Here is an 11462-nt window from a genome sequence, read left to right as displayed (position 1 = left end):
TGATTGTCGCGCTACACAGCATCAACTATTTGACCGCGCGTCTGTCCTTGCGTGGTCGATGTCTTCCCACGGCGCATGATCCGCCTGCTGCGTAGACGCGATATCAGCTCTTTTTTCAGTACACCACGCGCTTGGACGAACAGGCTTTTATAGATCGTTTCATGGGATACTCTCATTGTCTTATCGTCCATATATTCGGCCATGAGCCATCCCGATATCTGCTGAGGTGACCAATGGTGCTGCAGCTTCGCTGCCACTACCCTCTGAAGAGATCTATTCGCTGCAAGGAGACAAGGCTTTGGACGTGACGCTTCCTGCCATGCCCGCTCATCAGCCATGGTAGCACGATATTTGTAACGGCCTCGATTACGATCCACCTCCCGGCTAATGGTTGAGGGAGATCGGCCAAGCTGCTCGGCAATCCTGCGCAGAGACAGGCCGGCAATTAATCCGCGAGATATCTCCTCCCGATCCTGAAGGGTCAAACACCGCGACGATCGTTTCCGGGCGATTGGAGCTATTCCACCCTTTGCCAGCAGCACCCCAAACACCGAAGCCGCATGCTTTCCAAGGGCTCGCCCAATATCGCTCAGTGACTGGCCCGCCTTCCATCTCGCCCATAGCTCTGCTTTTTGCTGTTGGGATAACCCCGGGCGACCCATCTGCGGCATCTTGATCCCTCCAGAAACGACATGAATTAATCATGTTGCGTTCACCAGTTGAATCCACCGCGGCCTACTTCGCGAAGGAATCGATGTGAAGTTCGGTTTCATTTCGAAGCACCGGGGGCTCTGGCCGGCGGAGTGGTTGTGCGAGGCGCTCGGTGTCTCGCGAGGTGGGTTCTATGCCTGGCTGAAGCGTTCACGCAGTCGGCGTAGCCGCAGCGATGAGGAATTAGGTGCGAAGGTTCGAGCCAGCTTCCTCGCGAGCGACCGCACCTACGGCGCCAGGCGCGTATGGCACGACCTGCTTGCAGAGGGTGTGTCGTGTGGGCTGCACCGGGTCGAACGATTGATGCGCCTACAAGCTTTCAGGGCGCGGCCGCGACGGCGTCGCCTTCCTCCTGATGTGGGTGAACGTCACGCGAGCGCCGTCGCGGCCAACGTTCTCGACCGCGCCTTCGAGGCGGCGGCTCCCAACCGCAAATGGATCGCCGACTTCACCTATGTCTGGACGGCGGAAGGCTGGATTTATGTGGCGGCCTTCATCGACCTGTTCTCTCTGCGCGTAGTCGGCTGGTCGATGCAAACCGCAATGACGGCGCAACTTGTGACCGACGCCCTCGTGATGGCAATCTGGCGACGAGGCAAACCTGATGCGCTGCTCCACCATTCCGACCGGGGCAGCCAATACACCAGCGAGCAGTTCCAGCGATTGATGGCCGACCACGGCGTCGTCTGTTCAATGAGCCGGTCTGGAAATGTCTGGGACAACGCGGCGATGGAGAGCTTCTTCTCGTCGTTGAAGACGGAGCGAACCGCGCGCAAGATCTACCGAACAAGGAACGAAGCCAAGGCCGATGTATTCGACTACATCGAATGCTTCTACAATCCGAAGCGTCGTCACTCGACCATCGGATATCTAAGCCCTATGGAGTTCGAGCAAAGGGCCAGATTAGTTTAAGCCGGTGTCAACAGAACCGGGTGCAGCTGAGTCCCGCCATTTGCTTGCAGATTTGGCACGGGATAAATTTGGAGATTCCGATGGGAATGACATCAAGTCTATCGGACGGTTTGTTCGCAAAACCATACGTCCGTTTTTAAGCATTCGGTCGTGACATGCGCAGCCTCTGATCCGCAACCACCGCTGATGTTCGATTACTGACACCATACTTTTGCATAATGTTAGTCATATAGTATTTGACTGTCTTTTCACTGATTTTCAGCTTCTCCGCAACCATTCTGTTGGTAAGTCCAGCTTCAACTTCACGTAGTATCTGAACTTCACGGAAATTCAGTTGGCTGCCAGCCTGTGTTAAAGCTACTTTCTCCCTCTGGGCAGCGATGACGAGTTTGGCCGCGAAATCAGGAGAAACGAACGACTCGTTGTTTAAAACGGTCCTGATTGCCGCTTTGAGGTCCTTGCCGGCGATACCTTTAAGGATGTATCCTTGGGCGCCGGAATTGAGCGCGTTGATCGCGGTATCTGCGTTATCACACACGGTCAATATGATGCAGCGGGTCGAAGGGACTTGAACGCATATTTCCTTGAGAGCCTCGATACCATTGCCCGGAATGCCCAAGTCCAGCAGCATAATATTCGGACGATGCATGTTGGCAATTTGCAACGCTTCAGTCGAGCATCCTCCCTCGGCGACCACTTTAAATCCGGGCTCGCTGCGGAGAACAGCGGCCAGTCCGTGACGCAAGATTGGATGATCATCTATGATGGCAATTGAAATCTGCAAAATATCTGATTTCATTGAAATTCCCCCGGACTGACGATGCAAACGGGTCAAAACGGTTGACTTTAATGGCAAGATCCTGCCGTAATTCTTGCAAGTTATCAACAAGTTTGATTCGGCTTGGTGAATTGATCATAAAATCAGAAAACAGCGGTCCGGCGGCGGCCTTTATATGATGCGCTCATCGGCGATTTAGTTCGATTAGTGCGTCGGCGCCCTGGTATTTAGGTTCAATATTATTCAGAGGAATTTTGCACTTTACCTCTGTGCCTTCTGATGGCGCGGACTTTAATTCCAACGTGCCACCGACGGACTCGACGCGATACTTCATCCCAAGCAACCCCAGGCGATCGTTTCTCGCTGCAGCAACATCTGCAATCTTTGAAAAATCGATTCCCGGCCCGGAATCACGAATCGAAAGATGCAATTCGGCATCATCAACGTTGAGAGAAACGTCTTGAGCGTCTCCGCCACCGTGCTTATGAGCGTTGGTTAGCGCCTCCTGAGTGATGCCCCCAACGCAGTGGATGATGTCTCTCGATAGCCGCTTTGGTACATTAACTGCTTTAAAATCGACCCGAGAGCCTGTGTGGCGCTCATGTCGACTAATGATTGACTGTAGGACGCCCACGATGTCTTCGTTGTCTTCGATGTAAGGAAGCAGCAGGCCGCTCGAAATCGAACGAAGATCAGCCAAGGCGTCAGATGCCGCGCCGCGAACTTCATCGATGAGATTGCTCGAGTTCTCGTTCGCGTCCCTGGGTGCTTTCAGCGCGGTCCCGATCTCGCTGAGCCGCAACAATACGAAGCTCAAAAGTTGGGCTGGGCCGTCATGCAGTTGTGAGCCAATTCGCTTCTGGATTGTGCGATCGATTCGGTTGCTCTCTCGCATGGCCTTCTGCATCTTTTCCTTAAGAAGATCATTGATGTGGTGAAGTCTGGATTGCTCTCGCAGCCTTAATTTCAACGCCCGTTTTTGCTGATCGATTATGGCGCTGCCACGATGGACGATCGCGAAAAGAGTAAGCAGCATGCCGATTGCCGCCGCGCCGATCACGAGCCAGTCTTGGACGGCGGCGAAGATCTCCTTGTGCAGGCGTTCGGCGTTCTCATAGAATTCGCCTACGGCAATGATCTGATCTGTCCCGGACTTATGTAGGGGCACATAGATTTCATAGAGCGAAAGCCCAAGCTTGCGCTCAAATTCATTTTCCTCGTCGTCATTGTCTGCGAAGTTTCCCCTGATCTCGCCTCTAAAGCCGGGACGTATCTTTGTGGGGTCAAATTTCTTTCCGATGAGGTCCTTCTGAGAACTGAAGGCGATTGTGCCGTCAGGTAGCCATACCTTGATTGACAGAACGTGACGTCGCAAAGCAAGGCTGGCACTGATTTCTTCAAGTTTGGCAAGGCTTTCGGGCGGGAGCGATGTGCCAAACTGCAGCGATTGAATATGAGGCTCGAGGAAGCCCTCGAGGTACAGCGCCGCAGAATCTGAACTGCTGCGCAATACCCCATCGACTATTCGCGCACTAATCCACGTACCGACGGCGATCATCATGAAGCCAAGGACCACCGTCGCCGCAATGGTAAATTGCTGAAACAGCGTGAGCCGGGCTGCCCGACGCCGAATCGGCGCGGCCCAACGCGATCCAAATATGGACTTAAGTCCAATCAAGATCTTGGCCTTTTGGCAGGGTGAATACGACCTTCATCCATTCTTTTTCGCTCGACTTCAGGCCCTTCCCAAATCATCGGCGCATGCCATGCTTAAAAAATCGTTACGGGCCCGGTGCAAAACGTACCGACTTTAGCAGCATTGGTGGGAGTAGAATCAATGGCCAATTATCTCAAGCCGTTCGTAATCGACCAGAGCGATATCGACTTCATCCTCAGCCAGGTGAATTTCCGACCGCTTTTCGATGTGAACGGAAACGCCATCATCCTGTGGGACGGCACCGGTAGCGTCTACGACGCCAAAGGAACGCTGATCGGGCAAGGCGGCGCCACGGCGAGCGACCCGCTCGCTCTGTCTGCAGTCGCGACCTACGGTCAGTCCTACATCTCGGAATTCGACCTCGCCGGCCTGCGCGATCCGAGCGGCCTCAACAACAACCTGTCGCTGATCAACGCCACGTATGGTGCGACGGATCAGATCTTCACCCGCTCGGCCGCCGCCGATTATGCCAATTATTCTCCGGTCATGCAGGCCGTGGCGGACCGGGCCTATGCTGCCGCCAAACAATACTACTCCTCGTACAGCATCGCGGACGGCACCTTCAAAGCCAATCTCAGCGACTATACCATCAAGGTCGATACCACCCCCGGTCAGCCGGGAGACCATACCGCCGCCAATGGCGCGCCGATCGATATCCAGAACGTCGTCGACTACACGCCGCGCATGATCAGCCTGACGACCACCACGGCCGGCGTCACCTTCGACACCTGGGCCAACCATTCGGGCGATCCGCTCGCCGGCTCCCATCAGCCCAACGAAATCTACTACGACGCCAGCGGCGTCGCCAAGGTCCTCGACTGGGGTCAGCTCAAGACAGTGGCCAACGGCGGCCTCGGCCAGGTCGACACCCAGGCGCGGCTCGCCGCCTCGGCCGGCCAGGACGATCATTTCATCGGCGGCCTCAATCCCGGCGTTTCGCCGTCGAACGGCTTCTTCGTGCTGTTCGGGCAGTTTTTCGATCACGGCCTCGACTTCATCGGCAAGGCGTCCGGTCAGACCGTCAAGATCGCGCTGGCGAGCGACGACCCGCTCTACGGCATGCTGGGCCAGGATGGCCAGCCGGTGCACGAAATCACCATCAACCGCGCCACCGTCGCCAAGTTGGATGCCAACGGCGCTGAATACGTTAACCACACCTCGCCGTTCATCGACCAGAGCCAGACCTACGGCTCGCACGAGCAGCTGACCAATCTGCTGCGCGAGTGGGTCCCGGATACGACAACGGCCTCTACCACGGACTTCCACGCCGGCATGAACCTGTTCGACGGGCACACGCTGGACACTCCGTGGATGAAAGCGGACGGCGTCACCCTGACGACGCAGACGCTGCCGACGCTGGACGAATTGCGCGCGCATATCGAGGCCACCGGCCGCGACGCGCTGACCTGGGAGGACGTCAACGACCTGCGGAACCGCGACGCCAGCGGCCATGTCGTCGCCGGCACCAGCGGCTCGGCGCTGCTGCTCGACATGAACCCGCGCTTCGACGCGGGGCACATGGCGGGCTTCTACGACAAGAACGGCAGCGGCACCCAGGACGCCGGCGAGGCGAGCTACGGCACCGCGGCCCAGACAGCGAAGGTCACCGCGGCAATCGCCACCATCGACGCTAGCGTCAAGTCGACGTTCGGAGCGGCGTCGAGCTTCGGCATCGACCCGGTCACCCACAAGCTGACCCTGTTCATGGAGAACTTGCCCGCCGGTTCGCCGGCCGGGACGCCGCACATGCTGAGCGGCGCCAGCGCACTCTACCCGTTTGTCAATTTTGCGGACTTCAGCATCACCACCCCGGCCGGTGCGCTGCACGACGCGGTGGGCGAGATCCTGATGGCGTCGGTCGGCGACCACTACGTCGCTGGCGACGGGCGCGTGAACGAGAATTTTGGTCTCACCTCGATCCACCATGTGTTCCACGAGGAGCACAACTACCAGGTCGACAACATCATCGACGCCCTGCATCGGCAGGACATCGTGTCCGGAGACGCTACCCACGCCTCGCTGCATGGCTTCCAGGTCGACACCGGGCACGGCATGAACGCGGCCGGCGACTATCTCAACGGCGACGGCAGCATTGCCTGGGACCAGGACAAGATGTTCAACGCGGCCAAGCTGGTCGTGGAAATGGAATACCAGCATGCCGCGGTCGACCAGTACGCCCGCAACGTTACGCCGAACATCCAGGAGTTCGGCGCCTATTCGACCAACGTCAATTCGGCGATCTCGCTCGAATACTCGCAGGTTGCCTTCCGCTTCGGCCATTCCACGCTGCGCGAGACCATCGACACCATCGATCCGACCGGCGGTCTGACCGGCAAGATCATGGGCTACGCGCTCAAGGAGGCCTTCCTGGCGCCGCAGAAATTCGCCGACGTCGGTGCTTCGGGGATCATCCTGGGCATGACGCACCAGCAGATGAACGAGGTCGACGAATTCGTAACTCCGGCGCTCAACCAGGGCCTGCTCGGCCAGCCGCTCGATCTGGCGGCCATCAACATCGCGCGCGGCCGCGACCTCGGCATTCCGACCCTCAACGAGTTCCGCCACGCCGTCGGGTTGAACCAGTACACCAGCTGGAACGACTTCGGCCAGAACATGCAGCACCCGAGTTCGCTGGCGAACTTCATCGCAGCCTACGCCTTCGACGGAAATCTGACGAAGGCTCAGCATCTCGTCGGCATCGTTGACGGCACGGTCGCAGCGGGTACCGACGGCATTTCCCTGGATCAGGCCTACGGCTTCCTCAACGGCGACGAGGCTGTCGGGGGCGCAGGCACCCTCGCCTTCAACAGCATCGACACCTGGCTCGGCGGTCTCGCCGAAGTCCATCAGCCGGGTGGCCTGCTGGGAGAGACCTTCGACAAGGTCTTCGTCGACCAGATCGAGAAACTGATGGACGGCGACCGGTTCTACTACCTGTACCGGCTGTTCGGCACCCAGTTCGGCAACGAGGTCGGCAACGGCCAGCTCAAGGATATCGTCGAACGCAACACCGGTCTGACGCATCTCAACGGCAACATCTTCGGTTATGCCGACCAGAACATCGACCTTAGCGCCCACAAGGAGGTTTTGGTTGGTAGCCAGACCGAGTTCCTGACGACCGCCAACGAGCATAAATACGGTGGGGTGACCGCCGACATCGGCACCGGACCGACGGCGACCCACGTCTCGGTGGACGACGGCACGATCGGGATCTATTCCAACGGCGGCCACGGCAATCTCAACGATGGCCACGTCGTCACCATCGGCGGCGTGCACTACATCCAGGACACCCGACTGGCCGACTCCGATCCGACCAGCGCCTACAATCAAAACGGAGGCGTCAATCTCGACGGCACCCCGAACTCGGGCGCCGAATCCAACGAAATCATCGTCGGCTCGAAGGGCGCCGATCTGATCTACGGCCAGGGCGGCGACGACACCGTCTACGGCGACGCCGGCAACGACACCATCTACGGCGGCTACGGCATCGACCGTCTCTACGGCGGCGACGGCTCCGACACCATCTACGGCGGCGACAACCCCGACCTGATCGACGGCGGCGCCGGCGACGACTTCCTGTATGGCGAATCCAGCGGATCGGACATCAACGGCAACGACCAGGTCATCGGCGGCGCCGGCAACGATTACATCTCGGGTGGCATCGGCATCGACAAGCTGTTCGGCGGCACCGGCGACGACAGGATCTTCGGGGATCAGGATACCGACCCGTTCACCCATGGCGACGACGGCAACGACTTCATCGACGGCGGTTCGGGCACCGACGTGCTCTACGGCGACAACGGCGACGACATGATCCTCGACGGCGCCGACGTCGACATCTCGTTCGGCGGCGCCGGCGACGACATCATGAAGGTCGGTGACATCGCCCAGGCGCTCGGCACCGGACCCGACGAAGTCCTGGGCGGCGACGGGGTCACAGACGACGGCAACACGCCCGGCACCACCGGCTTCGACATCATGGACTTCAGCCTGCAGCATCTCCGCCCGGTCGGGGTCTCCTACGACCTCGACCAGCAGGCCAACCCCCTGACCGCGGTTAACAGCCAGCAGTCGGTTCCGGCGGCGTTCCAGATCGAAGGCTTGGTCGGCAGCGTCTCCAACGACACCTTGGGCGGCGACGCCGGCAACAACTGGATCGTCGGCGGCTCCGGCAGCGATATCCTGACCGGCGACATCGGCGACGACGTCATCGTCGGTGGCTCGATCCGGCTCGACACCCTGATCGGCCGCTACGAATCCGCGCCTGGGGTGGCCTCGACCTACGACCACAACAACAATAATTCCGGATCGACCGAAGCGGATCGCCTTCAGGACGCCCGTTACAACGGCGCTTCCCACCGCGTCGGATACCAGGACACGCTCGGCGCGGGCCTGCTCGGCAACAGCGCGCTGGGGACGCAGGGCTTCGAAAAGCATTTCACCGAAATGCTGCGTTCCGACCAGTTCAAGAACGTCGTCCTGGGCGACGACGGCACCGCTGCCGCGCCCGGGGCCTCTTCCGACACCGCAGCCTATACCGGCAACGTAGCGGACTACGAGGTCACCCTGATCCAGTTCGACAGCGCCAACCAAGGCCATGTCCTAGCCTACAAGATCGTGGACCACGGCCACACGCCGACCGGACCGACCGACCCGCTTCCGGCGCGTGCACCGACCGACGGCACTGACATTCTGGTCGGCATCCAGAAGCTTCAGTTTGCTGACGGTACCGTCGACATCACCCAGCTGGTCGAGATCCCGGCCACCGGCGCTCCCGTCATCTCCGATCTGACGCCGACCGAAGGCCAGCCGCTGACGCTGAACATCAGCTCGATCCAGGACGCCAACGGCTTCAACCCGGCGGCCTTGCACTACCAGTGGCAGTCCTCGGCCAACGGCACCGCGTGGACCAATATTGCAGGCGCGACCGCGGCAACCTTCACACCGCAGGACAACTTCAATGCCTTGGGTTTCAGCGGCTTAGATGCCCAGGCCGGCCTGCAGCTTCGGGTCGTTGCGACGTTCACGGATGCGGGAGGACACGCGGAGATCGTGACCTCGGCGCCGACCGGTCCGGTAGGTGCCCATGCGGTGAACTGGGCGAGCCAAAACTTCTTCGGGGGCAACTTGCTCGGCGCCTTCCCCGGGACGGCGGGCGACGACATCGCTTCGGGGGCCAACCCGTTTTTTCTGGTCACGAACGGCAACGATACGCTCAACGGCTTGGCCGGCAACGATAGCCTGAGCGGCCTTGGCGGCAACGACATCCTCAACGGTGGCGCCGGAAACGACGCGCTAGACGGAGGCACCGGCAACGACACCGCCGTCTACGCAGGGGCTGTCGCCAACTTCACCCTTGCAGCCACCACGGCGGCCATCACCGTCACCGACAACACCGGGGCGGAGGGCACTGATACCGTCACCGGCACCGAACAACTCCGCTTCAACGGCGTGAACTACGGTGTCGTTACGGGTACCAATGCCAACAACGCCAACCTCAACGGCGCGGCGGGCGCAAATGGATCGCAGGCCATCTTCGGTCTCGACGGCAACGACACCATCAACGGCGGCGCCGGCGACGACTATATCAATGGTGGCTCCGGCGCAGACACCGTGACCCAGACCGGATCGACCGGCGGCCACGATTTCGTGGATGGCGGCACGACGGCGCTCGACATCAACGGCCGCGACACCACGCCGGATACCTACGTGTTGAACGGAGTAGCCGGTGCCGAGACCTTCAGGATCTATTCCAATACCGACGACTGGGACGGCGCTGGGCCGGGGACCGGCAGCAGCGCGGCACATGCAGGCTTCACCGGCCTGAACGCGAATACGGAGATCGTTGTCGCTCGCAACGGCGTGCTGATCGCCGAACTCGACAACATCGAGGAGATCGTCGTCAATGCGGCCACGATTACGTCGCCGGGCGGCGTCCTCCCGGGCGGCACCGGCACCATCGGCGGCGACACCGTTCAGGTGATCGGCAACTTCACCGGAACCAGCTTGAACTACAGCACGATCACGGTGAACGGCGGATCGGGCGCCGACACGGTCGACATCTCCGGACTGACCTCCGACCATCGCATCGTGTTCCACGGCGGCGGAGGCAACGACCAGGTGATCGGAACGCTGCGGCCGCAGGACGTGGTCGATACCCAGAACATGCTGCCATCCGATCCGGGCGGGCCGACGGGCGGCAGCGGCCAGGATGGCTCCGGCGACGGCAGCGGCCAGGATGGCTCCGGCGACGGCAGCCAGGGTGGCTCCGGCGACGGCAGCCAGGGTGGCGGTCAGGGCGGATCCGGCGATGATCAGCATTGTTCGGGAGACGATCACGACGACGGCCATGACGGCGCCGGCACGCCGGCGATCAATCCCGGCATGGCGGAAGTCAACATCGGAACCTCCGGGGCCGACGTGATGGTCGGCGCGGCGGGCGACGACGTCCTCAGCGGGCTCGACGGCGACGACGTGATCCTCGGAAATGACGGCGCCGACACGATCAAGGCCGGCGCCGGGGACGACCTGGTGAAGGCAGGTGCAGGCGACGACGTGGTGTTCGGCAACGAGGGCGACGACGTCCTGTTCGGAGGCGCCGGGCGCGACCTGATCGCCGGCGACAAGGGCGACGATCGCATCTTTGGCGATGCGGGCGACGACGCCCTCGAAGGCGGCCTCGGCAACGACGTGGTCTACGGCGGTGCCGGTAACGACCGGATCATCGCGACGGTGAGCGATGGCAATGATACCTACTTTGGCGACATGGGGGAGGACACCCTCGACTACTCGGCGATATCTGCCGCCATCACGGCGGATCTCGGCAACGGGATCGGTCAGCACGGCAGCGTTGCCAGCGCTCAGAGCGGCACCGACCAGGTCTTCGGTTTCGAGAACTTCATCGGCGGCTCCGGCAACGACACCATCGTGGCAAGCTCGGTGGCGAACGTGATGGACGGCGGCGGGGGCAACGACACCTTCGTGTTCAACTCCGCAGTCGATGCCGACGGCGACACGATCAAGGGCTTCCAGCCCGGCGACAGGATCGACCTGTCGGCAATCGACGCCAACACGGGGGCGAGCGGCAACCAGTCCTTCGTGCTGTTCGCCGGCAACGTCTTCACGTCCGCCGGGCAGGTCATCGTCACCCACGAAACAAGGGATGGCCTTGAGCACACGATCGTTGCGGGCAACACCAACAATGACACGGTCGCCGACTTCAAGATCGACATCGCCGGCAACCACTCCCTGACTTCCGCCGACTTTAACGGCGTGCACTGAGCGCAATAGACGACGATCCGGAGCGACGGGGGTCCCGCCGCTCCGGATAGGTAGAACAACCGC

At 60.7% G+C, this 11462-nt stretch carries 3 protein-coding genes and 2 pseudogenes; 2 read left to right on the top strand and 3 right to left on the bottom strand.

The window, feature by feature from the left end; all coding sequences use genetic code 11:
* Positions 1-14: 14 nt before the first annotated feature.
* Positions 15-671 (bottom strand): annotated as a pseudogene (locus FNL56_RS29025) (transposase); the annotation flags it as partial.
* 58 nt (positions 672-729) lie between these two features.
* Between FNL56_RS29025 and FNL56_RS20995 the strand changes: the two are divergent.
* Positions 730-1623, top strand: a pseudogene (locus FNL56_RS20995) (IS3 family transposase); the annotation flags it as partial.
* Between the two features lie 136 nt (positions 1624-1759).
* Here FNL56_RS20995 and FNL56_RS20990 read toward each other — a convergent pair.
* Complete coding sequence (locus tag FNL56_RS20990) at positions 1760-2422, bottom strand: response regulator (RefSeq protein ID WP_143578246.1); 663 nt, start codon at positions 2420-2422, stop codon at positions 1760-1762.
* Between the two features lie 163 nt (positions 2423-2585).
* Positions 2586-4079: a sensor histidine kinase gene (locus tag FNL56_RS20985; protein ID WP_143578245.1), complete on the bottom strand. Its 1494-nt coding sequence runs from the start codon at positions 4077-4079 to the stop codon at positions 2586-2588.
* A 159-nt stretch (positions 4080-4238) separates the two neighbouring features.
* Between FNL56_RS20985 and FNL56_RS20980 the strand changes: the two genes are divergently transcribed.
* On the top strand, positions 4239-11399 hold the full coding sequence (locus tag FNL56_RS20980) for a peroxidase family protein (RefSeq protein WP_143582321.1): 7161 nt from the start codon (positions 4239-4241) through the stop codon (positions 11397-11399).
* Positions 11400-11462 lie beyond the last annotated feature (63 nt).

The organism is Tardiphaga sp. vice304, from assembly GCF_007018905.1.
Taxonomy (GTDB): Bacteria; Pseudomonadota; Alphaproteobacteria; order Rhizobiales; family Xanthobacteraceae; genus Tardiphaga.
This window is presented reverse-complemented; position numbering and strand designations above follow the sequence as displayed.

Excerpts from the sequence above, each read along its gene's own strand:
- FNL56_RS20990 (WP_143578246.1), bottom strand. The coding sequence starts at position 2,422 with ATGAAATCAGATATTTTGCAGATTTCAATTGCCATCATAGATGATCAT.
- FNL56_RS20980 (WP_143582321.1), top strand. The coding sequence starts at position 4,239 with ATGGCCAATTATCTCAAGCCGTTCGTAATCGACCAGAGCGATATCGAC.